The 24,753-nt window shown below is 52.9% G+C and carries 17 protein-coding genes; 5 read left to right on the top strand and 12 right to left on the bottom strand.

Annotation, left to right across the window (positions count from 1 at the left end; all coding sequences use genetic code 11):
• Positions 1 to 199 precede the first annotated feature (199 nt).
• The 4 genes from K3T83_RS53860 (at position 200) to K3T83_RS53845 (ending at position 5,474) form a co-directional block, all read left to right on the top strand.
• Entirely contained in the window at positions 200 to 661 is a 462-nt protein-coding gene (locus tag K3T83_RS53860; protein WP_220211390.1) for a LexA family protein, read from the top strand.
• On the top strand, positions 658 to 1,992 hold the full coding sequence (locus tag K3T83_RS53855; RefSeq protein ID WP_220211389.1) for a Y-family DNA polymerase: 1,335 nt from the start codon (positions 658 to 660) through the stop codon (positions 1,990 to 1,992). The genes K3T83_RS53860 and K3T83_RS53855 overlap by 4 nt, the downstream gene beginning before the upstream one ends.
• Positions 1,993 to 2,266: 274 nt before the next feature.
• Positions 2,267 to 5,227 carry a hypothetical protein gene (locus K3T83_RS53850; protein WP_220211388.1) on the top strand — a complete coding sequence of 987 codons (2,961 nt, stop codon included), beginning with the start codon at positions 2,267 to 2,269 and terminating at the stop codon, positions 5,225 to 5,227.
• 28 nt (positions 5,228 to 5,255) lie between these two features.
• Complete coding sequence (locus K3T83_RS53845) at positions 5,256 to 5,474, top strand: hypothetical protein (RefSeq protein ID WP_220211387.1); 219 nt, start codon at positions 5,256 to 5,258, stop codon at positions 5,472 to 5,474.
• Positions 5,475 to 5,588: 114 nt separating this feature from the next.
• Here the strand turns inward: K3T83_RS53845 and K3T83_RS53840 are convergent, their stop codons facing one another.
• The 9 genes from K3T83_RS53840 to K3T83_RS53800 all read right to left on the bottom strand — a co-directional run bounded on the left by K3T83_RS53840 (position 5,589) and on the right by K3T83_RS53800 (position 17,883).
• Positions 5,589 to 5,912 carry a hypothetical protein gene (locus tag K3T83_RS53840; RefSeq protein ID WP_220211386.1) on the bottom strand — a complete coding sequence of 108 codons (324 nt, stop codon included), beginning with the start codon at positions 5,910 to 5,912 and terminating at the stop codon, positions 5,589 to 5,591.
• A 72-nt stretch (positions 5,913 to 5,984) separates the two neighbouring features.
• Positions 5,985 to 7,442, bottom strand: coding sequence for a BREX system Lon protease-like protein BrxL (gene brxL, locus K3T83_RS53835; RefSeq protein WP_220211385.1), 1,458 nt, complete (start codon positions 7,440 to 7,442; stop codon positions 5,985 to 5,987).
• Positions 7,423 to 9,792: an alkaline phosphatase family protein gene (locus K3T83_RS53830; protein WP_220211384.1), complete on the bottom strand. Its 2,370-nt coding sequence runs from the start codon at positions 9,790 to 9,792 to the stop codon at positions 7,423 to 7,425. The genes brxL and K3T83_RS53830 overlap by 20 nt, the downstream gene beginning before the upstream one ends.
• Positions 9,767 to 13,903: a hypothetical protein gene (locus K3T83_RS53825; RefSeq protein ID WP_220211383.1), complete on the bottom strand. Its 4,137-nt coding sequence runs from the start codon at positions 13,901 to 13,903 to the stop codon at positions 9,767 to 9,769. The genes K3T83_RS53830 and K3T83_RS53825 overlap by 26 nt, the downstream gene beginning before the upstream one ends.
• A gap of 57 nt (positions 13,904 to 13,960) precedes the next feature.
• Entirely contained in the window at positions 13,961 to 14,458 is a 498-nt protein-coding gene (locus K3T83_RS53820) for a TniB family NTP-binding protein (protein ID WP_220211382.1), read from the bottom strand.
• Positions 14,445 to 15,272: a DUF4007 family protein gene (locus K3T83_RS53815; RefSeq protein ID WP_220211381.1), complete on the bottom strand. Its 828-nt coding sequence runs from the start codon at positions 15,270 to 15,272 to the stop codon at positions 14,445 to 14,447. The genes K3T83_RS53820 and K3T83_RS53815 overlap by 14 nt, the downstream gene beginning before the upstream one ends.
• 910 nt (positions 15,273 to 16,182) lie before the next feature.
• A complete protein-coding gene (locus tag K3T83_RS53810) occupies positions 16,183 to 16,620 on the bottom strand; it encodes a hypothetical protein (RefSeq protein ID WP_220211380.1) in 438 nt (145 codons plus the stop codon).
• Positions 16,621 to 16,732: 112 nt separating this feature from the next.
• Positions 16,733 to 17,611 (bottom strand): IS3 family transposase, encoded by an 879-nt coding sequence (locus K3T83_RS53805; RefSeq protein WP_236065355.1) that lies wholly within the window; start codon positions 17,609 to 17,611, stop codon positions 16,733 to 16,735.
• Positions 17,587 to 17,883 carry a transposase gene (locus K3T83_RS53800; protein ID WP_220211379.1) on the bottom strand — a complete coding sequence of 99 codons (297 nt, stop codon included), beginning with the start codon at positions 17,881 to 17,883 and terminating at the stop codon, positions 17,587 to 17,589. The genes K3T83_RS53805 and K3T83_RS53800 overlap by 25 nt, the downstream gene beginning before the upstream one ends.
• A 135-nt stretch (positions 17,884 to 18,018) precedes the next feature.
• On the opposite strand from K3T83_RS53800, the gene K3T83_RS53795 reads away from it, so the two are divergent.
• Complete coding sequence (locus K3T83_RS53795; protein WP_220211378.1) at positions 18,019 to 19,707, top strand: ISL3 family transposase; 1,689 nt, start codon at positions 18,019 to 18,021, stop codon at positions 19,705 to 19,707.
• Positions 19,708 to 19,760: 53 nt separating this feature from the next.
• On the opposite strand, the gene K3T83_RS53790 is transcribed toward K3T83_RS53795, so the two are convergent.
• The 3 genes from K3T83_RS53790 to K3T83_RS53780 form a co-directional block, all read right to left on the bottom strand.
• Entirely contained in the window at positions 19,761 to 20,312 is a 552-nt protein-coding gene (locus K3T83_RS53790; RefSeq protein WP_220211377.1) for a hypothetical protein, read from the bottom strand.
• A gap of 184 nt (positions 20,313 to 20,496) precedes the next feature.
• Entirely contained in the window at positions 20,497 to 23,586 is a 3,090-nt protein-coding gene (locus K3T83_RS53785) for a HEAT repeat domain-containing protein (RefSeq protein ID WP_220211376.1), read from the bottom strand.
• Positions 23,586 to 24,749 (bottom strand): hypothetical protein, encoded by a 1,164-nt coding sequence (locus K3T83_RS53780; protein ID WP_220211375.1) that lies wholly within the window; start codon positions 24,747 to 24,749, stop codon positions 23,586 to 23,588. Before K3T83_RS53780 ends, K3T83_RS53785 begins: the two co-directional genes overlap by 1 nt.
• Between the last annotated feature and the right edge of the window lie 4 nt (positions 24,750 to 24,753).

The following is a 24,753-nucleotide window of genomic DNA, read 5'->3' as shown; positions in this document are numbered from 1 at the left end:
GCTAAGAAAATAGGGGCTTATGACGTACGGATTGCACACCTCTGTAGCGAGGCGCATACGCTCCCATATTGACTAAAGGGCAAACGGATGTACAGGCTGGAGCGGCGTCATACGTCAACACAACTCATCGCTGTTGACAGGCTATTTGCTCTCTTCTTATACTGAAATAGAACATTATTTCAACGAGGAGGAGCAAGGGATGTCAGATGCTCTGCCCCCTTCTTCGGAGTGGCAGCCTGGAGGAGAGACGACGGGATTTCCTTCGCCTGCACACCTGTGGAGGGAACGCGTCCTCTCACTCAATGACGTGTTGTTGTGTCCCGAGGCGACCTATTTTGTCTGTGTGCGTGGACATGCGATGCGCAAAGCCGGTATCAGTGATCATGATCTGCTGGTCGTTGATCGCAGTGTGCCAGCGAGAAATGGCAGCTTTGTTGTCGCGCAAGTAGAAACCACCTTTGTGGTGAGGCGGTTATCCCTCGAAGGGGCGCGCATGAGGCTGCTCTCGGCACATCCAAGTTATCCCCCTATCGAGGTGGAGCCGTCTGTTGCCATCTGGGGAGTAGTTATTTATGTGCTTCACGCGACTACTCCCTGGAGCAAGCAACGTTTGAAGGAAACGCTCCCTGCACCAAAGCCATCATCGGACCCGGATCTATGAGACAACTTCCTCTCTGGCAGGTTCCTTCTGTACCGATTCAGGCACCACCATCGCATATTTTTGCATTGGCAGACGGAAATAATTTCTATGTAGAGTGCGAACGGGCGTTCGATCTGACGATCAGGAAACGACCAGTGATTGTCCTGGGAAATGGCGATGGATGTGTCGTGGCGACCAGCCGCGAAGCGAAAAGCTTTGGCGTAAAAAGAGGCATGCCTCATTTCCTGTGCCGTCCGCTTATTGAACGCTACAATATAGCGGTGTATAGCTCGAATTACCCGCTATATCAAGAGATGTCGGATAGAGTCATGAGTTTGCTCGCTCACTATACTCCTAGATTAGAAGTATTTTCAATTGATGAGGCATATCTCGATTTTTCTCATCTGAGCAAGGAACAACTCATCTCTTCTGGACAACATGTATGTCGGGAGATCTACCAACGTACGGGCATCTCCCTTTCGCTTGGGATTGCGCCCAGTAAAGTTCTTGCGAAACTGGGGTCAGAAGTCGTGAAGCGGCAGCGTCTCCAAACAGGGGTCTTCAGTTTTGTTGGGTTGTCTGCCGAGCAGATCGATGAGATCCTCTCACAGATCCTGGTCGAGGATCTCCTGGGGATTGGTGACAAGCTTGCTGTGCAACTCAATAGAGAAGGGATCATCACGGCGCGTAGGCTCAAATATGCGGATCATGCCTGGCTGCGCCATCGATTTGGCGTGGGGGTGCAACGAGTCGCTCTGGAGTTGCGGGGGATCTGCTGCATGCCACTGCATACCACTCCCAAACCTCGTAAGGCGCTCACGGTCTCCCTTGCGTTCGGTCGTCCTATCGAGCATCTGGAAGAACTGCTGGAGGCGATCAGCCATTACAGCGGGCAGGTGGGTGTCAAGTTGCGGCAGCACCATCAGCAAACTACATGCCTGGAAGTCTTCATCCGTACCAATCCGTTTGACAAACGGACGGCACAGTACGCCAGGAGTGCTCAGATGACCTTTGCGCTGCCAACCAGCTATACTCCCGATCTGATCCGAGCTGCAAAGGCGTTGGTCACGCAGATCTATCGGCCTGGCTATCTCTACAAGAAAGCAGGGGTGCTGGTCTCGGCACTTCAGCCTGAAGAGGTGATTCAACCGGATCTTTTCGGGGCGTTTTCTTGGGAGCATGAAGTGCGACAAGCCGCCCAGATGGCGCTATTGGATGAGATCAATAGGCGCTATGGACGAGATACCCTCTTTTTTGCTGCACAGGGGACACAACGGTCCTGGCAACAGCGGGCACGCCGGCGCTCCCCTCGCTATACGACCAACTGGCAGGAAGTGTTGACGGTCACTTAATCAGGAGGCCCATCAGACTGTATGGAATATCACCCAGCTGCTCAAAAGACTTGGATCAACGTTTCTATGCGATAATAGAAGAGTATTTCTGCCTCTAACGCTTTTCTCTCGTGGGAGAAGAGAACAGTTGATCTGGGGAGGACCACTTGAACAGGATGCAAATACTGTTTTGTTCGTACCCCAAAAAGGAATGAGTAATTGATGAGTCAACAAGGAACGAGCAAGAACGTTTCTGGTGCGTGATACACCACGCACATGGGAGGGAAATGCAACTATGACCAGTTTACCCGAGCGACTTGAACACGACCTCAAACGTCTCCCCATTGGAGTCGGACTGCCCTGGGTGGATGATCATCCCTCTGAACACCACGAGCAGATCCCTCTCTTTGTGGTCCGGTTACCTGAAGGCGTAAACTTTGCACGCTTGCATTTCCGTATTCGTGCTCTCCAGGACTATGCGTACCCAGAAGGGATGCTCTTGGAGGTTTCTTTCGAGGTGGTGCCGAATAGGGATCTTGTGCTCCCTTTTTCTCTCTTACTTGCACCAGGACTCCCAATCCATCAGCCCTGTTGTCGTGCCCTTGTCAACGCGACGACGATTGAGATTGGGATCTACGCGCCTGATCTGTGGTGTATCGGCTGGCGACGGATGGTGTGGCCGGAACTGTATCGACAAACACTCAAGACGCTCTTAGGGGAACGTCCTGCACAAAAGGGATCGTGGAATGTGCTGGTTGAACGGTGGGAACGAAACTTTGCACAGCAGGGACGCAAGCCTCTTCCTCATAGCCTGTCTACTCCTCTCGCGGTAGCTGCTCCTTCCACTCAGCAGGCCAGGACACCACCGCGTGTGAAGCAGCCATCATCTCCTCTTCCGGCCTCAGTTCGGGAGCAGTTGCAGAGTACCCGCCCATTGGAACAGGTGGTGTGGCACCGTGAGCCACTGCGTTGTTATGTTAAAGTCCCGGCCAATCTCTCTTTTGAACAGGTGACATTGGAGTTGCAGACACCCTCTCTGCTCTCCTATGCTCCTGAAGGGCCACTGGTTGTTCTTCCCTTTATGATTCCGACCCGACGCAAGGACCCAACCATTCGCGGACAGTGCTTGTGGAACCCGGTCGATCCGGTGGATCGAGCGCTCCTCTCGACGTTGGCGAAGGCAAAAAAGATAGAACTTGTTGGATGCGCGGAGAGCACGACCGCCCTTGTACCGCTCGGCTGTAAAGAACTCTCCTGGAACGGACAAAAACGCCAGGCGGTTCACATCTTGTTGGCACAGACCACATCGGCACAAACACGCTGGCCAGAGGCCAAGGAGCGCTTTTTGCGAGAGCAGCTGCAACACGCTCAGCACGGACAGGTTGAGAAGGCAGAGCAACAGGAATGGCACCTCCCATCGTCCTGGAAACAGCAAATGCGGGGAACAGAGAGCCGCACGCTCGTCGTGCGACACAAAGGAAACACTCTCCTTCCCCGTGTGCTGCTGCGTGTGCCAGAAGGGACACAGGTCGAGAATCTTTCTCTTACCGCTTCAGCCTTCAATGTCTATTCTTATGAGGGGAGTATGCTGGTCTGTTTGCACCTGCTGCTCAGAGACGCGACCCGAGGCTGGATGCCCATGGATGTATTGTTCGATCCGGTCACTGATCGCAAGAAACTGAAAATGCTCACACTGCCCGGCAGTATGGAACTGCTGGCTGTTGCCGATACGAAACACCTGTCGATCCTCGGAGCGATGCAGTGGACGTGGTCGGCATCATTACAGGAACGCGCCAGGCACATCTGGACCGTTGTTCGCCAGGTGAAGCATTCGGGTCGCTGGAACCTTCTGGTGCAAGAGCATTATCGTCTGTGTCCTCAAGTTGCCATCTTTCAAACCGAGGAGCCAAGAAGCTATAAGAATCTTCCTCTGGTTGTTCCATCACCACCCCCGCCTCATCAGAAGCCGACAGCGACCCCTCCTTCTGTAAAGGAACCGTCACCCTCTAGGGCCTCGCCAAAACCGGTAGCTGCTGTGTCGAAACCGGCCACATCTGCCTCGCTCTCTGAGACGCATAAAAAGCTCCTGCGGAACATCCAGGATCTGCCATTAGTCGAGCGGTGTATCCTTCGACAGCGCCTCCTTGCACGTGAGGAGTATCAAAAAAGCTATCCTCCCTCTCAGCTCGCCTTCTGGCGCATGCTGTTACCCCTGGCTTTGGAGCAATCGCGCAAATTTATCTGGAGGCCCGAGGCGGTTGCCCTCACCGAGGAGCAGCGGCAACATCTGGATGAAGGAAAGGTATCGGTGCGCATGCCTCGCTTTCCCGATGTGCATCTCTGGTTCGAGTTTGCAACTCCCATAGAGACCTGTGTCGCGGCGGATACAGCAGCAATCTTTCTCTTTGCAGCCGATGATCCAGAACTCATGAAAAGATTTGCGCGACAAACAGCACTTTCAGCATATGCTCTCAATTTTGTGCAACGAACCTATTATCGGCCAGCACGACACTTCCTTGCGTTGAATGTGATCAATCATGACGGAGAGATTGTCTGGGCCATGAAGCTTCCTGAAGGGAGCAGACGGGAAAAGCATGTTGAGGCCGAGATGAGCCTTTCAACACCGGACTGGTTTGGTTGTGCGTCTGTTTCTTGCCAGTTTCATCGAGAACCGATCTGGTCCCCCACGGCGCAAGAAAGAAGGCTACCATGTGCCGCTTGCATGAGAGCGTATGACTTTTTCTCAACTTGGATGGTCTCGGCCTGGAAAGGACTCTTAGGGGTGCATCGAACGCCTGGGAATGTTCTCGAACAATTGGGCAGCATCGGTGAGATGCACCACGAAACGACGACGAGCATTCGTCCGGGGATTGATGAAGCTTCCCTGCGCCGTACGCTGGCCCTCGAACATCAGTATCGTATCGTTCGCCACATCGATATCGCAGCTCCACCGAAGATCCACTCAAAACAAACGGAAACGCATCGTGGTTCATGGATAGATGCCCTCACCGCTATCGATCCTGCGCTTGTAGACTTTGATGAGCGTGAGGTTCCTGAGCGAACACGAACCCTTCACGATCCTCGCTTTGCGAAGTATATCGCTGAGCATGGAACCAATCAGGTGAAGGTTCGGCCACACCACAGAACGGTTCCCATGCGTAGTGATCCTAAACGCATCACTGAGGTCACTGCGGAGACCTCGAAGCCAGAGCAAGAACAGGATGAAGCGACCGGTGACAATGGAACGGAAAAGTGAGCGAAACGTGCGAGAAGGAGCACATGAGGTGATGCGAGGGAGAGCGGCGATCACAGAGGGAGAGGAAGGTGGCGCGGAGTGGCAGCAGGCACTTCCACCTACAAATGGACCAGAATACCTGCTGCTCCATTGGACCCTGGCTCGTGGCGAAGCAAGACAGCCCATCATTCTCTCAAAAGAGAAGCTTTCCGAAAAACCTTTTCCTACGCTGTCGGCCAGGTATCCTCTTCCCTCCAGCCCGATTTGATTACTCTGGAAGGGGTAGGAGCGGATGATCAATGGTTGACCATCGTTGAATTGAGCATATGAGATCCCGCACCTCCTGCTCGTGATACCGCTTTACAGCCTACGAGAATACTTTTCAGGTTGCAGCAGGCCTCTGATCTGCTGAAGATGGAAACCAGCCCGCGTCTGGGCGCGCGTTATACGATGGGGCCTGTGGTACTGGTTCACGACACTGGTCGCAGTCGATAAAATCGAGGACAGGCGAGGCTGGCAGAGCCTCCAAAGTTCTCAGCTCCGAACCGAGGTGACACATGTCTACCTGTTCGCCCATAAGAGCACGTACTACTGCATTCGGGTAGTTGTCTGCTACACATTCGGGGTGGAAGTAGGTGGAATAGAGCTTTAGCCCTGGTCCGTCGTTGGATTCCCCGAGCCAATTGATCCTGATAACCTGTCTCATACCATCCTCCAATGGAAGTAGAGTAGACTTGTCAAATGTACAGGGCTTTTCGTTTATGACTGGCCCTCTTGTTTATGCGTATTCGTCACTGACGGTAATGTCCACTGCACTATATTCGGCATCCAGCTTCTGAAGTTCATAGCGTACGCGTTGCCGCATTTCCACGGCAGGCTCGACACAATAGAGGTGAAACTCGCGCTTCCCCAGCCGTAGGTCGGGAAACAGGAGTTTGAGATAAGCCGAGGCAAGCCTGGTAATGGCCTTTCGATCCCGCAGATCATTACAATGGTTCAAGCGCATGTTGGCCTGGACAAAATCCAGATAGCGCATGTTTCCACGCAGGCGATGCAGAACCTCAGCAAAAAAATCTCCTTTAAAGCCAAATTGATGGGATGGCGTTTCCCTGGACACCCGTGGCAATTCCCATCCCGGAATAATCCCATGCATTCGGTCAATGAAGGCGGTTTCTTGGAGAAAGTTCGGAATCTCATCAAAGAGGCTTTTCCTCCCGGGGGTGTAGGCCGTCTGTGTGTCTGCTGGAAGATTGCCCAGCATTACAAAGCCCGCATCGGCAGTGGCCTCTGTATTGCCCCGACTAAATTTTCCGGACTCCAGATAGACCTTGAGACCGGCAATAAGATCACCCGTGCTATCACCGCTAATCGATTGGATCTCATCGAAGACGATCACATCATAATGGGTGACCAGGCCGTTGACATTAGTGACCAGGTTGTGAAACAACACGGCTGGGCTGACTTTGCCTCCGCTCACCACACGCGCATAGCGGGACAAATTATCATAGATGAACGATTTCCCAGTTCCTTTGGGAGCAACTTCGATCAGGTTGACTCTGGGTTCTACAAAGGGGAGAATCCTGGCGAGCAAGAGGGTTTTTTGTCGCCCTCCATATAAGCTTGGGTTGAAGCCCATACTGGAAATGAGCAGGTCGCGCCACTCCTCCAGAGTAAAGTACTGGCGGCACTCCAGATAGTACTCCAGGTCGAGCACTCCGACTTGAAAAGGTTGGAAACTGTGCATCCAGACCTCACCCGTTTTGTGCTCTTTGCCTTCAGGGGGGAGATAGGTCAGCTCTCCGATTCCCCACACGCCACTGGTGAGTAGCAAGGGATGCTTCTCGACGAGACTATCATCGAGCGAGGCATCGGCAATATCGAGAAAGGGAATACGCAGGGATCTCATCCCCGTTTTCAGATTGACCGACACACTATAATCATCCAGCAAGCGAATGGTTTGTTGCTTGAGGAGCGTCTCCTTGACCGCATCTCTCCATCCCTTGGGCGGCAGGTACTTGCCGATGAATTGGGTCACCTGGGTCCGTGACCGGTCGCTTAATTCGCCATGTTCGACATACCGTGAGAGAATCCATTCACCGACATAGGTTGGAATCGTCCGTGCCCCAAAACCTGCATCCAGGATAAGCGATTTGTTGATGAGCACTTCGGCGAAGTACTCCAGCGCTTTTTCCTCAAAAGGGAGTGCTCCTTTCTGCTTAGAGTTCAATGATGTCATCTATCACCTCCATGATCGGCTTCATGATGATGTCAAAGGAGTAATCAAGTGGTCCAAAGGTATGTCCCTGACACTCGTAACGGAGGCGGATAGTGAGTGTCTGCTGGTTGCTGGTTCCAGGCATTTTCCGAAAGACCGTCTCCAGGTCTACCTCCTGTTCTTGCTTGGGCGCAAGGTGCTCCAACAGGTGTTCTTCCGCTCCTGTGTGGACCAGGAAGAGTTGGACTGCTTCCAGGGGGAAGGCATTGGGATTGCCCAGCATCAGTCGGACGTGCGAGCGGATTTCGTAGCGGAACTGGGTAGTCAGGAGATGCAGGGATGGTGCTTGTGGCCGAACTTCCCGATGAGCAAAGTGGGCGAAGGGAACCACGACCTCTTCGGGGGTCAGTCCTCCATGCACATAACAGAAGCCTTTGGTCTCGATGAAACGATAATAGTGGCGAGCCACCAGATAGTTGGTCCGCGTCTGAAAGCGCTGGCGGCTGATCGCATGGCATTGGGCTTTCACATCCGGTGACAAGGTGGTGAAGGCGTCATCTGAGAGGGCGAGAAAACGGGGATGAGCATTGGTCGTTGCTCGTTTCACGAACTCTTTGTCTACCACCGTCACTGGTTCGCCTGGCAAGCGCGTTGATCCATGATCAGAGAGGACGTAGATCGCGAGACGGTGTTCAATACGAAACCGGTGGGCAAAGGCCTCGATGGCCTTCACCAGTGCAACCAGGCGCTCATACACCACTTCGTGGGGAATCAGCCCACTTTCGTGGAGGTCTTCATGCAAAGCGTGATCAATGCCCAGATAATTCAAAAAGTAGATATCATCGGTGCGTTCACGTAGGCTCGTGAAGGCCCCAAGATTGCTCAAGTAGGTAATCCGCTTTCCATGAGCGAGATCGCTCCACGCTTTGACCACGAGATCAGGATAGTGCTCTGACTCCAGGCTGTCGAGATCACCTTGCCCTGCCATGACGCGGGCTTTTCCGATCTCAGTCGTCGTCGGAATATGGGAGAGCATCGGCCTGACCCCACCGCCCTGCAAAGCAAAATCGTGCAGACTGAAGATGGAGACGAGATCTTGCATAAAAGCGAGGTTCAGGTTATCTATCATCAGGATGAGCGCCACTGCTCCTTCGGCCATGATCGTCTCGCGTTCCTGATAGAGCGCATTGACGGCAAAGTGGGTTGGGGACCCATGTAAGAGCTGCACAAAGTGCTGATAGTACCAATCATCGAACTGACCACTATACGTGACCACCTGCACATTGTGTTTGTTGTTGGCGTCGAGCCAAGCGTAATAGGGCATGTAGTCCTCTTGTATCCAGCTCAGCCATTCTTCAATAGTCCTGAGCTGGTCTGGTGCTCGCGGGAAGCGAGGAGCCATGAGGCGACGCAAGGCGGCCACCTGTTGGTCCAGTGTCTGACGTAGCGGGCGAAAACGCTGCTCTATCACGTGCAGGAGTGCAGGAGTAAGCCACAGAGGATGCTGATGCAGCACGGTTTCGAGAAAGCGAAATTCCTCCTGAAGCCAGCCACTCATCTGTGCGAGGAGCACTGCAAGATCTTCACTGCTGCTCATCCGGGCGCGCATTCCTGTGAGGTAGTACTCAATCACTGGGACCACTGGCACTGGATCGTCTGGAAAGAGGAGGAGACTCTCTGTTTCCTCCTGAGCCTGGCTGACGGTCTGCCAGGCGTCTCCAAGTATCTGTTGCCCCAGGTGGGCCGGGTAGTTGCGCAGCAGCTTGTACTGGACAAAGGTCTGGCGGAGGTGCTCCGGGTCTGAAAGCAACCATGAGACCAGCGTTTGTTCAATGTCTCGTCGGGCCAGCTGTTGCCAGGAGGCCAACTGCATGTGTAACGCTTTGACGGCGAGAGGATGGCGGAGTCCTTCCTGCCACCGTGGTTCGCGCACTGTGTTCAAGAGGAGTGCAAGATTTCCACGCGGGAAGGTGGCGGCGGTGAGGAGACTGCCAAAAAAATGCTCCAGAAGCATATCCCAGAACGGTTGCCCGTGGCGCGCGAGCATAGGAAGATCGCACAAGTCCTGGAGTGTCAGCAGTTCATCTGGAATGGAATCTGGCACTTCTACCTGCCATCGTTCACGTAGGGCATCCCGCACGCTATATTGCCGGACGGTCACATAGGTAGAGCCATAACAGGCAGCGCAGCGTTCGAGCCAGATGGCAACGGTTGGGTGTCGCACACACACGGTCAGCGCTTCGCCTTTGTGTAACGCTTCTCGTAAGGCGAGAGAGAGCGCGGGATACTCGCTCGGCTGCTCTATTTGCCATGCGGTCGTGGTGCTAGGTAGCAGATGACCCAGATCAATCAGCAGTGTGATGAGTGCCATCGCCCTCTCCTGTAAACTCATCAAGGAGTTGTTGTGCTAGCGTAACAACCTCCTCAACCGTAATACGGTGTTGTGCCAGGCCTGACCGGATCAGTGACCGCAGCCGCAACGCAAAGGACTCCTCGTGTTCTACGGGATCAGAGTGGACGACCTCCTCGCTTGCTGGGACAAGCCGCGCTGTCTCTATGAGCATCACTCCTTGTGAAGGTGCTGCCTGCTGCTTGATCAAGCGGATTGTCTTCACCTTGCTCCAATTTTCTTCGGAGTCCTGTACGGCGACCTGGAGTGTTTTGGTACTATGGATCTCCAGTGGTGAGGTGCCATCGACCTGGGTACGGATCGCCGTGAATTCTCTGGGATCGGCTGCATCCTCTGCGACCCAAATGTTGGTCTGGGAGTTCGGATGGGAGAAGGTGAGGCGCAGCGTCTCCGGGAAATAGATCAGGCCGTCGTGTTCCTGGTCGTACTGGCCGTCATAGTGAACATCCGCCATCTCGATCCGAACCCGTTGCGCATCAATATGCATTTTTGCCTGCTTGATCCGCTCGGTGTATTCGAGCGTACGATCAGCACGCCACTGGTCTACAGCCTTCAGACCATAGTCCATCGGGAGGCGAATCAAAAACGTCTCTTGAAAGGTGTCGATGGATCTGAGGGCGAGCAGGAGGGATTTGGCATCTCTAGGCCAGATGGCATGGGCATCTTGCTGATCGGGTTCCAGATGTTTATACCAGGCGGTTGCAGCGGCAATCAGTTCGCTGGAGGTGCTCCTGGGAGGGAGATCGAAGCAGGGAGAGAGCGCATCCGTAATGGCTCCTTCCATGATTGCCATCGCCGATCCCAGGGTTTGCTTCTCCTGTGCGAGCTGTGCCGCGAGCTGGTCAAGGCTGCTGAGCGTGATCTTGTCCGTCGCCCCCAGAGCAGGAGGCAGTTCGGTGAGCAGGAACGTGTGGGCATCCCTGGCTCCACTCTTTTGCAGAACCTCAATGAAGGAGGCGGTCAAAGGATAGTGTTCGCGTGGATACATTGTCGGGATGCTGGCGACCGAAGGGAGCGCATTCCACCATTCTTTGAGCAGGGTATGGGCCTCCATTGCCGTATATCCATGCCGGGCTGCCGAGTCAGGAGAACCAAAGATCATCGCTACTTGATTGAACCATTCACGCTCTTCTCGGCGGAGGCGACGATAGCCTAAGACTGCCTGGGGGGCATGTCCATCGACCAGGCTAGTAATCGCTTCCAGGGAACGGATGGGCAGATCGCCAATCGCGGCGTCATCTTGCTTCACATAGATGCTCTCCCCAAAAAGGCGACAGAGATAGGCCAGCAAGAGATTCAGTGCCACTGTTCCCTGTCCATAGGGCGGTTTGCGATACTTGTTGAACCAGTCGGTGAGCCGGAAGGGTTCATCGGCAGGTAAGGCACGGATGTCGCTGACCATAGCCGCCAGAGCGGGCAGTTTCGAGGCATATTTGGATGGATCAGCCTCCAATTCGCAGCAGAGTTTCGTCCCTTCCGTTTTGACGTGGACCAGTGCGTTTTGCTGTAAGAAACATCTGTCCAGGTAGCGGATCTCGCCACGTCCCACCTGAAACCCACGATCAATCGTGAGTGGGGTAAAGGGGTCAAGAAGCTTCTCGATAGCTTCCTTCAGGGCGCTATTACGACCACGGTCTCCCTTGCCGTGAACTTTATTGATGTCTTCATGTTGAAAGGCATTGTGCCCTCCTGCATACAGTCGTTCCATTACCCAGTCAGCTGGATCGCTGGTTGTATTCTCGTGAAGGGAGATCGCTTGCCCATAGCGACCATACCAGGCGATCTCTTTGCCAACCAGCAGCTTGTTGCGCCGGGTGCGTAGGAGTCCAAGGACGCCCTGCCGTTTCCCGTCGCCATGTAAGCGTTCTTCCAGAGCGGCCCGATCTTGCAGGCTAAAGGTCTCGGCCTCTTTACTGTCCTTGACCGCCTGGATGGCCTGAATTTCGAGGATAAGATCGCGGAAGTTCATGGGTTGTTTGGGAAGCGCAACGACAATACGATCGGAGTGGTTATGCGTACACAGATCTCTGGCATGTTGCAGTTCTTCCGTGGTTTCACACACGACATGCAACGCGATGCCCTCAAACTCGCCCTTCTTGGTGATCTCCTGTTCAATCTCTTCGTCGAGCTTCTCAAAGTAGGAATGTGGCCCATAGGGCGTCAATTCTTCTTCCCCGAGATCGATGGCCCGGACAAACCGTCGTTCCAGCCGCTTGTCTTCACCATAGGGCGCATTGTATTCATTGGCTTCCAGGTAGAGATCTTTTTTCTTCTCCAGCGGAAGGAGTTGGGTCAGTTCGAGAGCACTGTTGATCGGGGGATTCATCGGATCACGCATATAATCATCAATGCGACGTTCCAGATCAGCGCTGCTGCTTTGCTTGAATTCATAGGCCCCGGTGTCTTTGACCAGATAGATAATCCGCTTATTGGCCAGGCCGCGCAGGCGATTGTCGAGGGCACTACGCTCGGCTGATGTATTAGCATACAGACCAAATTGCAGCGTATCCAGGGTACAGGGAAAGCCCACAATCTGATAGAGAACCATCAGTCGCAGAATGCGCGATACCAGGGGGTCATCCTGATATTCCGGCTCAGGGAGCAACCGGAGTTCACGCAAAGCGTTTTCATAGTCTTTCAGGTAGGTCCGAATGGTGGGACGCAGTTCATGATTATCGGCCTTCAGATTGGCCGCGAAGTAGTCAAAGAGGCGATCAGCCGTGTAGAGATTGAGCTTTTTGCTCGTTCCGATGGGGGACGTGGCGAGATAGTGTCCATAGGAACCGAGCGCGGCCTCTGGACTCACTTCTTCAGAAAAGAAGGTAAAAACGGAACGATTATTGGAAGCGACATCGCCCACCAAACTGAGGAGAACCGAGGTCGCCATCGGGTGCATCGGATAAAAATCTTCAATGATCGTCTCCCGAATTTTCACGGCTGGCAGTTCGCTAAAGACTTTCAACCGCTGGCACTCATCCAAAAGAACGTCCCACGTCTCGGCGTGAGGAGCCACCTTTTCTTGCCACAGGCTCTCCGTTTTTTTGGGGGTGATAATGGCGGTGATGATGTCTTCAACGCCTGTTCGTTCCAGCGAAATCGTCTCAATCCGGTCACTGGCGAGGCGAAATTCCGTCGCATTATAGGATTTGGCGTAGTGCTTTAAATCTTTATGGGAGGTTCCGACAAACATTAGCTTCGCACAGTCGCGCGGCGGGTCGGCACACAGTTGGGCGAATTGCTGGAAAGCTTTGGGACTCATCTCACCTTGTGCCATCGTATCGCCAAACTCATCGAAGAGAACGAGCATACCCAGGAACCGCTCCTTAAAGGCCGGACTGGCGAGCGTTGCGGTGAGTACGTCGATGAGATCCGCTTTATCATAGGCAAAAGGAGCTGTAGTAATTTCTTGATGAATGCGTTTGAACGTTTCCAGGGCAGCTCGCTCAAAGGAGAGGAGTTCCTTCGTGAAGGAGGCGAGGGTTCGCTCTGGGGAATGCTCCACCAGGCGTTGTTCAAAGGCCTGCCAGAAAGTTCCTCGCGCATCTCCGCTTTCCGCCAACTGTTGCCACTCCTGCAATTTTTTTAAGGCTTGCAGATAGGGGGTTTGGAGATCGTCAGTAAATCCATCCCGTTTGAGTGCGGTATTGACCGCACGCAGGACAATTTCATCAAATTCTCCTTTATACCCCCAGTCACAGAGCGCGATCAGATAGCGCCCTTCCGTGCGTGCTGCCCGGAGTTTTTCAGCGCCTTCAGGATCGACCGCTGCGTACTGCTCAAGGAAGGTGCGCATCAGTGGCTCATCAGCAGGAGTCTGCAAGTAGTTGGCAAGCGTCAAGCAGAGGTGCGACTTGCCTGTTCCATAGACGCTGGTGATGAGATAGCACCGTTTGTCCTTGAGGGTATGGGATTTGAACACCTTTTGAAAGACCTGGCGATGGGCAGTGATTGGTCGGTAGGAAGCCATCCTCGCCCAGTTTTTATTCTCGGTAAACAATTCTGTGCGTAAATCCACATACTCTGTATAGCCGCTGCGCACATCGACCACTTCAGAGATCATCGGTTCAGCCATGATCCGTTCCTCCATGCCCGACTTTCCTGGAAGGAAGAAAGTCGGGCATCATGATGCTTAGAGCTGGCAAAGATCTGCCAGGCGAAGGATGCGACTGTGTCCAGTGGTCGTCAGCACCTGCCACTCTTCCAGGGCGGGTCGGGTTTGCAGGACAAACCCAAGGCACGTAAGAGGATGTGTGCAGTGGAGCCACTCGATCATCCGCTTGAATGGCACCAGGTCAGCAGACCAGGTGTGAACGAGAAAATCCAGTTCGTCAACAATGAGCAGCCGCGCTTGAGTTTGGTGAGCATACGAAAGAACGAAGTCACGGGTCGCTGGCACATCCATCACATCAAGGTGATGGGCCAACTCTGGCTGGTTGACGACTGTTTGTAACAGGTCGAGGTAGACCCCTCCTGGAGTGGCTGCACACAGTTTCCGGGCAAATGGGGTCTTGCCCTCAAAGGCAGGTGCATGCAGGACAAAGGCTTGGTAGCGCTCATGCGAGAGCACCTGGAGAAACTGCAACATATCTTGGTAGGGTGGGTGATCCACAGTCTTAACGACAGTCATAGTAGAGCTCCATCCATTTCACATCAGTCATCGTTTCGTTGAGGCGGACCTGGTCAAGATCGGCTCGACTCTCAAGCTCAATCCCTTGCACCGTTTTGATCTGTTCCAAGAGTGTGCGCAGATCGTCCTCGTGTAAGTGTAAAATCACGCCAGGGCTATTGGGAGCAGTCAGGACATCGGCAACGAGCAGGGCAGTCGCGTCCGATTGGTGACGATCTCGGTAGCGCGCAAGACATGCACCCAACACCAGAGGGGGGAGCGAATGGCTATTGCCCCGCTGGTACGGTTTCCTCTTCTCGTGGGAGAGATACTCCAGTTGCACGAAGCTCCTCTTGACATAGGTATCAAGCACCAGATAGGTTTCCTGATAGAGAGACCGTTTGGCGGCCTTGGAGTTACTCTTTTGCAGAGACATCAACCATGCTCGAAAGTCTTTGAGTGTGAACCGCTGACGGCCAGGGAGAAACGTAGTGGCAAAGTGATTCCAGACCAATTGGCGCTCTTCAGAGGCGACAACATAGTGCAGGAACCACAAGGTGCCAGGATCTTGAAAAAAAGCGTCATATCCGAGAATCACGTTCCCTAAAGGGGTCAGCCGCAAGGAGCGGTTCCGCGTCAAGAGATCAAAGCCACGTGCAAGAGCGATGCAGGCTGTGAGCCTGGATTTCGAGATACCAAGTTGTCCGGCGAGGCAGGAACGAGAAAGACCTTCCTGCACAGCACGCAACAGGCGTGTGAAGAGCATGAAGTCAATATGATACCCACGCCCAAAACTCAGAACGGCTCGATGCTGAGAGACTGCTCTCGTCCTCATGCGGAACCCTTTCCAACACTAGTCAGGATGCTAGAGGAAAATAAGACCTGACTGTAGATCATCATGTCGTCACGTCATAATAGAGATATGGAAGCAAGAAGAGTAACTCTGTTATCTCTATGCATTGCGTTGCGATGGCAAGCGAATGGCTCTTTGTTCTGGACCCAAAACAATGATACGTAGGTTCGACTGGATGAGAATACCTACGGCTACTTCTCTTGCCTGGCTCTAAGAGGGTGGTGAAGATCACGATGAAGAGAACACCATCCATGAACAGGGTACGGAGAAGACCTACATGGTTAAGAAATTGAGGAAATCCATCGTAAGCATAATCGGAAAAGGGAAAAAATGCTATAGCGAGATGGAGGTAATGTGAGATTTCCATGAGCCTTGGTAAGAACCTATAAAGTACTAATTTTTATATCTGCTTGACCAACAAACGTCGCCTCAAGAGCAAGTGGCGTTTCTAAAGAGGAGTCGAGGAGGTATTCGGAAAAAGGACTGTTTAGCAGCGCCTTGCCGGATACCTCCCCTACTACTTTTCAGGATTGTCACGATATCATTGGGAAGTGACAGTGAGAAGCGGATGGCGAGTGAGGGCAGGTCAGACACGTATCAATGTTTTCTCTGGGGATCGAAAAAACAATAGATTTCTCCAGTATGAGAAACATGGCACGAACCAGGTGACAGTGCGGTCGCATCAAAGAACGGGTCCCTATGCGCCATGATCCTAAAGGCATTACAGAGGTGACAGCGGAGGCGTCGAAGGCAGAACAGGATGAGATGAGAAAAGATGAAAGGTGAGTACTGGTGGTTTGGACACGGAGAGGGATCTCTTGCAAAAGACCCTTCTCCATCATCTTGCTTGAGCATACAAGAGGCATGTATGTTGCGTGGAACCAGCAGTAGGTTATGCGGATCGGCGTTGTGGCGCTTCTTCGTATTTATTCATAAAGATACGGTTCCCGCAGAAAATGTTCCGTTTGGTGAACGGTTCGGGCGTCTCTTGTTCCAGGCGTTTGCGAATGTCTGGTTTCTGTGCGCCGAGGGAGTAGTACCAGGGTTCCGCTAGACAATAAGCAGGATCATGCACCCACGTTGGACAGGACAGTCCAGCTATCTGACATAAGTAGTCAACGCTGGCTGCGCAAAAAGCAGCCCATCGCTGTTGCTCAGGGGTCGCCTCTGCTGGAGGCTGCACTGGATGTTGAATCAACAATGCTCGATCCCCGATGTGGTAGGCATACCAGGCATTCAAAAAGTTCCCGAGCGCCGTCCAGGGACGCTTGCCCTCAAGGATTTCCTGGTAGGTTGCCTGCATTGTTTGTAATTCAAGCGTTGTCTTCATGCTATGTCCTTGTTCAGATCCTTTCCTTATTTCATTGTATCATGAGAAAAAGCAAAAAGATAGAGCAAGGGTCATATATCAGAGTGTTGTAAAGTACCTGTTTGTATAGACACTACATCAAGGTAATCACAGGAACCTTCTCCAAAGCCGATTGCGCAGCAAACTGCTGAGGAGAAAGATTGCCTAAACTTTCATGAGGACGCTGGTGATTGTAAAAATTCACCCAAGCTTCAGCAGTGCGGAGAAAGGCTCCCAGACAGTGATAGCGATAGCGTTCAGCCACTGCCAGTTTAAAAGTGCCAACAAATCGCTCTGCATAGGGATTGTCTGTTGGCGTCCCAGCCCGGCTCATAGAGAGGACAAATCCTTTCTGCAAGAGCAAATGGCGAGTTTGCTCAGCTCCGAACTGTTTGCCTTGATCGCTGTGAAAGATTGCGCCTGGTGCCTGAAAGGTCATGGTCTGGATAGTGCCCATCACCAAATCTGCTCGCATATGGTAATCAAAAGCCATTCCCAGGATCGCACGTGTCTGCTTGTGCAAAGCAAAGCAGCCTCTCACTCGCGAGCCATCGCACAGACGTACTTCCAGAATATCGGAGAACACAATCTCCTTGCCCTCTACTGCCTCGGGTTTTCTCAACAAGTTGGGAGCCACCTGCGCTGCTTTCCCTGGATAGACATACTTTTTGCGTTTGCGTCGGGCAGCAATCCCATACTTGTGCATCACCCGCTTGACGCGATTTTTCCCGGTCCCAAGTAGCACGGCGAGCTTGCGGTGCCCCATGGTATCATCTTGTTCATGCAGCTCTTCAATATGTACAGCCAACTCCTTATCCATCTTGGGACGTTTGGTCTGCACATAAAGACTGCTGCGAGCAATGCCCAGCGTTCGGGCAAGCTGGCTTTTATTGATTGGACTGCCGGAAGCACACATCTGGCGTGCCAGTTCCACCTTCTGGTGCGTACTCAGTTGCCCAACAGTCCGCGAGATTTTTTTAGCAGTTCGTTCTGCACGGCTAACTCGCCGATAATCTTTTTCAGTTCTTCCGGCGATTCTCCTGGAGCTGGTTTTTCCTGCTCACGGCGTTTGCCTTCAAAAGCGGCGGGACCATATTGCTGGAATTCCTGTCTCCACCGGCTCATCACTGAGCTGGGAACATCGAACTTGCGGCAAACGGCCTCTATGGTGGTGTCCCGCTGGAAGCTCTCCAGCACCACCTTGAACTTAAACTCTGGTGTGTATTGCTTACGCTTACTTGTCATGGATTCGTACCCTCTCTTTGACCACTGTCTATTTTATCGGCTCTCCCGCGAAAATAGTGCTCAGCCATATCAGAGAATGCAACCTTCATTCGTAAAACAAGTAGAAGTAATGTTTTCTCTCAAGGAAGTTTTTCAGTGGTCACATTCCCTTTTTCCTTGCCTGGCGTTCACATCATCGATATCAACTTTGACGAGGATTATCTGCTGATCTCAGCTGAATCTTGCTGTCCTTCTGCCGATTGTCCAGTCTGCCATCACGTGTCGTCACGCATACACAGTTTTTACCATCGTTCTCCTCAAGATCTTCCCATCAGTGGCCGAACCGTTCACTTGAGGCTTCGCGTGCGGCGGTTTCGTTGCCTCAATCCACAGTGTCAGAAAACCACGTTTGCTGAGCGGTTGCCGCAGGTGATGCCTTTCGCTTCTCGACAAACAACCAGGCTCAGTACGCTTCTCAAGGTATTTGCCCTCCTGGTAGGTGGAGAACCCGGATCTCGTCTTCTTGCACATATGGGGACTCAAATCAGTCCAGATCACCTCCTGCGGCGAGCGAAAACTCCGCCCATCGAGGTTTTTCCGACCCCGTCTATCCTTGGAGTCGATGACTTTGCGTTTCGGCGTGGGCGTCGTTACGGGACATTGCTCATCGACTGGGAGCGGCGTCAACCGATTGATCTCTTACCTGACCGCACGGCAGAAACATTCGCTCAATGGTTACGCGCCCACCCTGGCATTGAGTGGATCAGTCGGGATCGTTCCGGCGAATATGCACGTGGAGCCTCAGAAGGAGCTCCTTCAGCGCGTCAAGTCGTTGATCGATGGCATTTGATCAAAAACTGGCGCGAGATGGTGGAACGCGCTCTTCATCGTCTGTATGCTCGATTGAAAGCCCGATCTCCTCAAGATGTTTCAACGCCTTATCCCCGTCTCCCTCGTGAACAAAGCGCGAATGAGCGTCACGCTCGTGCTCTCTCTCGAGCACGTCGGAAAGCCCGATATGAAGAGGTCAATGATTTGTTCCAACAAGGACTTCCCATTCTGCAGATCGCACGTCAATTGCACCTCACGCGAACGACCGTCTACAAATATATCGCAGCAGAAGCCTTTCCCGAACGTGCCCCCCGCTCGAAAAGCCGTTCGACCAGGAGCATTCTCGATCCCTATACCTCTTACTTGAGAGAGCGAACAGAGCAGGGATGCGCGAATGGGCAACAATTGTACCGCGAAGTGAGAGATCAAGGGTACACGGGGACCTACAAAACGGTTATGCGTTGGCTACAAGCGCAAGGACTCCTCCCCCGTCATCAGCTCGGACTGGATGTGAAGCTGGATGAAGAACAAGACGCTGATGATGGGCTGCCCTGCTCTGAAATGATGCGTTCCTCATCATCCACTGAACCTGCGAAACCGCTTCCTTTTTCAGAGCCACTGCCGTCTGCTCGAACGCTTTCCTGGCTTCTGGTGAAAGGGCCAACTCACTTGAAAGGAAACGAACAACGGACGCTTGCCTTCATTCAACAGGACCCTTCAGTTGAAACTATCTCTGTCCTCACGCAACAGTTTTTGCTCTTGCTCAAGGAACGCCAAGCCGAGCAGGTAGAAGCCTGGTTAAAAATTTGCGCAGAATGTGGCATTCCAGAGATTGAAGCCTTTTCTCAAGGAGTCTGGCGAGATATTGATGCGGTGAAGGCGGCCTTCCAGTTTCCTTACAGTAACGGCCCAACAGAGGGGTTCATCAATCGCCTCAAACTCCTCAAGCGTTCTATGTATGGACGCGGCAGCTTCGAGTTATTACGCCAACGGATGCTCAGCGAGGTCTCGTAATATGGCTGAGCACCATTTCTGCGGGAGAACCATTTTATCAGGTACGTTACATGTTAGAAGAGCGTGTCCAGGTTTTTGGAAAGCTCATAATGCTCCTGCCACCGTTTGTCTGGAACAAAACGGTCTACGAGTGCTTGAGCTTGCTCCCGTGTCTCAATGCCTACATCCTGTAGTAGTGCTTCAACATCATCGTAATCCTTGAGTCGGAAGGTCATCAGCTTTGAGGCAAGAACATATTCCTTGGGAGGAAAGAACACATGGAGCATCTGAAATGTTTTCCAGAGAGAAAAGGGAGGGTTGGGCGCATAATCCAGGAGGAACTCCTTGACGCTGTCATTGAACCATTTTCGCGGAATCTCGAAGCGTTTCGCAACGGCATTTTTCGCCCGGATGAATTTTTTTATTATCTCTATTGGCGGCTTGTCTGTGAGTTCGGGGAGGTCCAGAAGAATCGCGTCAATATCTTCCGTCGCATCGCGGCTTTTCATCGCGCAGACCATGAAGACGCCACCTACTACCAGGATCCGTATCGGTTGGGTGATGCCTTGACGCTCCAATTCTTCTCCTAGAGCCTTCAAGTATGTTTCGATCTCTTCTTCTTCCATCTCTGCCTTCTTTAATGGAATGATTTCAAGCATATGTGGGAATAGGTGACCAGAAGATACTGCTCCCTCTGGGGGATCGCCGCCTATTATAGCATACTTCTTGTGCAAATTGGTAGTATCCTTTTCTCCCTTGAAGAGACCTTTTTCACGCGATGAAAGGGAGGTGTCTCACCAAAAAAGCAGCTCAATGAGGAAATGTCCCTTGACCCACAAACCGATTGCTCCCGCCTGGCCCATTTGTTGTTTCGATAAAGATCTTGCCTTGCCTTCCATCTTCCATCCGGAGGAGAGGGGTATCAAGAGACAAGTCGAGGGCGTTTTCCGTCTGGAACGTTCCTCCCCAGGATGCCACGCCAGCAGGACTCTCTGGATCATCTCGCCACACCGCATACTCGACAGAGATCTTGCGTTTGGCAGAGATGAATACTAGAAAACCATGACCCTTCTCGAGTGAACCCGTCCACTGAGTTGCAGGCTGTGGCCAGTGCTTCATCGCTTGTTCCCATCCCTCACTCATGGTCTTGAGGGTGAGCTGGCACCAATGACGCAGATGTGTCGGGAGTTCTTGATCCAAGAGAGCGGTACGCAGCGTGCGAATCGTCGTGTCATCTCCCACCCGTTCCAGAGCCTTCGCATAGGGCCAGGCGGCGAGTACCTCAGCAGAGGAGGCGGTCTGTTGTTGTAGCACCTGCATCATGCGGGGAAGATACCATTGTGCCCACCATCGTTTACGCCGCTCTTGGTGTGTTCGCATCGCTGCCTCGCGGACCTCTGGTTCTGGATCAGTTGCAAGCAGGTGAAAGAGCATTGTAGAGATTTTTCCCTGTTCTCCTTCAGGCAAGAGCCAGGCCCAGGCCTCTGCCGCCCGCAGCCGAAGCATTCTCTGAGGGCTTGTGGCCCAGGTCCAGCACCACTCTTGTAGCAGAGGGGACGCACACTTCTGTAATCCTCGGTAGGCTGCACGACGGACGCCGTAGTGTCCATCACTGATGAGGAATTGCAGGAGTTGTACCCGATTGGTCGCGGCAGGACCCGAAATGTCTTGTAGTGTCCCCAAGGCGTCAGCCATCGTTGCACGAGCCTCGGGGAGCCAGTCCTGCCAGGAACGATCCCACCGCTGGAGCGCAAGATCTTCTGGGATAAGAGAGGCAGCCATGCGAATAAGATCAAGCTCTGCCCCCGCACGCGTCTGTCGTTGCCCCACGCGCTCGATGAGTGCGTCTGCCAAAGGCGTCGGAAGTGGCTGGTGACGACGCGCATCAGTGATGACCCGCAGCTTGCCAAAAAGCTGCGCCGCTGAAGACAAGGGCAGTGTCTTGATCAAATCTGCAACTCGGGAAGTGAACATCTCTGGATGGCTGAGATAGAGCAGCCCAACGACGTGTGCGCGCCAGTCAGGACGCGGAAGGATCGGCGTCGCTGTTCCCTCTGGTATGTCGGACGGGAGTTCCAGGCGGCTCAAGAGCGCCTGTTCTGTGAGCAGCAATCCCCGTTCTGCAAGTAGTGAGAACGAGTGCAGCGCCAACGCGTCATCTCGTTCCTGTGCCCATTGCTTCACCTGTGGTAGCAAAGCATCGGGAAGGACCTGGGGCAAGGCAAATGTTGAGAGAAGAATGCTGCGTTCAAAGGGATCGCGGTTGTTGTGCGAGAGCAAGATATCGACCAGGGGTAAGAGGAGTGCTGCTGGCAACTCCTGCTCCCCGGCCAGAGTGTCGAGCGCTCGTGCCGCTGCAAGACGACTTGTGGGCCTGGAATGTTGCATGATAGTTCTTACCAGTTGCTCTGTCACCCAGGTCAGTTCCCCACGTCTTGCGAGCGAGCGGGCTACCTCGGAGAGTGCATTGACCGAGGCGAGCAGAGCATTTCCATTCATCGTCAATCCGCACGCAAGCAGTGCCTCGAAAGCTTCTTTGGAAGCTGCGCTCTGTGCTACTTTCACCGCTCCAAGCCGGACGCTGATCGAACCTGCAACCTCTCCCGTCGTATCTGACAATGGTGCATCATAGTGTTCGAGAATGCTTGTAAGGACTCCAGGTGGAAGAGGATTGAGAGAGAAGCAAGCGAACAAATCACAAAGTTTACCGCGCATATACGGATTGGTCTCTTTGCTCACTGCTTCTTCAAACCAACCAAGTGCTTCTTCGTGTCCCATACATAAGAGCGTTCCCCATGCGGCCTCCTTCATGTGCATTTCGCGCGTTGCATATCGGCCTGTGGAGTGGGTATCCTGGCAAGCTACTTCTCGTAAGACGGGGATGGCACCCTCCATCTGCTCTTGTTGCCAGCTGGTCAACTGACGTGGACAAACACATTCCTCTAAAAGATAGGGCAACGTGGGAAGGGCGTGCTGTAACTTCTCTTTATCCGTCGCTTGCCCAATCCAAGTTAACACGGTTGGTATGACCTGCCTACTATCGCAGTGCGGAGCGATACCACTCCCAAGATTCAGCGGGTGAAGCATGCTCTGAGGATCCAGCGTATAGCGTTCTGCGATGAATGTCCAGACACGATTTTGAAGATCCTCGTCATCGGTGTTTATGTCCGTGATGTGCGTGAGTACATGAAGCGCGAACCAGCTTGTTCCCTTGGCGATGTTGATCTGTCCCGGATGATGCGGGGAAAAACAGGTCTCACGCAAGACATCGAAACTTGTGGGATCGGCCAGGCGATGCAGGGCAATAAGCAGTGGGTGTGTCACCTGACGTCGCATTTTCGCGTGGAGAGCCTCAAGCAATCTTGGCCGTTCGGCCAGAGGAACACCCAGAGCCGTCAATGTGACAAGAGCGGCTTCTCCAGTATCATCCGCGTGAAGCGAGCTGTAATTCCAGAGCGTGGTCACGACCTGCTCCTCACGGTAGCCTATATGAGCGAAGGTCCAGCACAATGCAAGAGAGGGTCGGGCCTGGAAGCGGAGCAGGAGATCAGAGAGGATGCGCTCACGCAGGGCAACAGACTCGCGATCAGCATATTGCGCAATCCATGCTTCCAGACATTCACGTAGTTGTCTAGTTGTACTTTGTTGGACCGATGTTCCATAACTGTCCTGTTCAAGATAGTCGAGGAGATACGTCAGAATGACGTGTTCTCCCTCTAGTACCCATTCAGACGTCAAAGTTTGCAATGCATGAAAAGCGTCAACGAGTAGATCATAGCGATCTTTGGACGAAGGATCTTCAACAAGGAGAGGAGCAAGCTGTGTGAGTACAACAACAACATCATCACTGTGCTCTGCCTCATCGATTCGCTGTTTGAGAGTCTCTATTATGTCAGGCATTAGCCGTCGTCCTCCTCCAGGTGAAATGGCTGCCTCGCCAGATACTCGCCGATAAATGCATGTCGCCAGCGCCACCATCCAGCTTTATCAGGAACGATAAGTCCAGCAGAGAGCGCTTCTTCAAAAAAATTTTTAGCTTGGTTATGGTTCATATATGCTGTTCTGCTGGCATGTGTCATCCACTCTTTCTGCTGATGGAGAGGCGATTGATGCGGATCGCAGTGGCGCGCTATGACTTTTAATACCTCGATCATCTCCTCGTGGCGCATGCGTTTTCCTCTTGCTTGCACTTTCGTGCAAAACCAGAATAAAAAACGGGAGGCCAGATGTGCTAAGGCCTCGGCGTCACCATCTAACACACGCGATTGCATTGCGCCATCGAGCTTTAACAGACAATGCCAGAGTGTTGGATGGCGAAGTGCCTCGAAGACTTCCGCATGTACTGCAGGCAAAAATAGACTTTCAGGCTGGACGTTCTGCCACGCTTCAACCTGCCTCAGTCCAGTTTCATTGAGAAATAGACGCATTTTATCTGGGTGATCAAATATATCAGAAAGAGACATGCCATGAGGTGATAAAGCTTCATATGTTTGTGTAAAGCGTTCCGCAAATATGGGGAGGTGAAGAGAAACTGCTAGTATCAGTTCCTGCTTGGAAAACTCATCGACTACCACCTCTACCTCGTGAAACGGTTTCAGCTCATATTCATAGGGCGAGGAGATACCCAGCCAGTGCGCTAATTCGTTCGTGTTACGGCAGGTGACAATGAGGGTTGCACGTGGTTGTTGGCGCAGATGTCCTTCTTGCTCCCAGGACCACAGGAGCAGCTTTCTCAGCGCATTTTGCTTCCCACTTTCATGCAAAGCCTCATCGACCGCGTCGAGGCCGAGCACCATAATAGGGTGACTGGCTGCTGGAGGTATTATGCTTGCTGTGCGAGCGATCTCTAGGCGGTCAAGGATCTGTTCAGATTCTAGATGCTGCCAGCGATGACTGGCTGGTACATTTGCCCAGAGGCAAAACTGGTGAGCAAGGAAATGCTCCTGTGCGAACTCTGCACAGGACAAGCTATAATAGCTTTGTTGTGGTGATTCGGAGTGCAAAGCGTCAGACATCCATTGCCAGAGTGCTGCCGTCTTCCCGTTACCTCCAGTACCACTCACGACA

The organism is Reticulibacter mediterranei, from assembly GCF_016587455.1.
The sequence above is the reverse complement of the archived record's forward strand: the minus strand, read 5'-3'. Positions and strand labels throughout refer to the sequence as shown.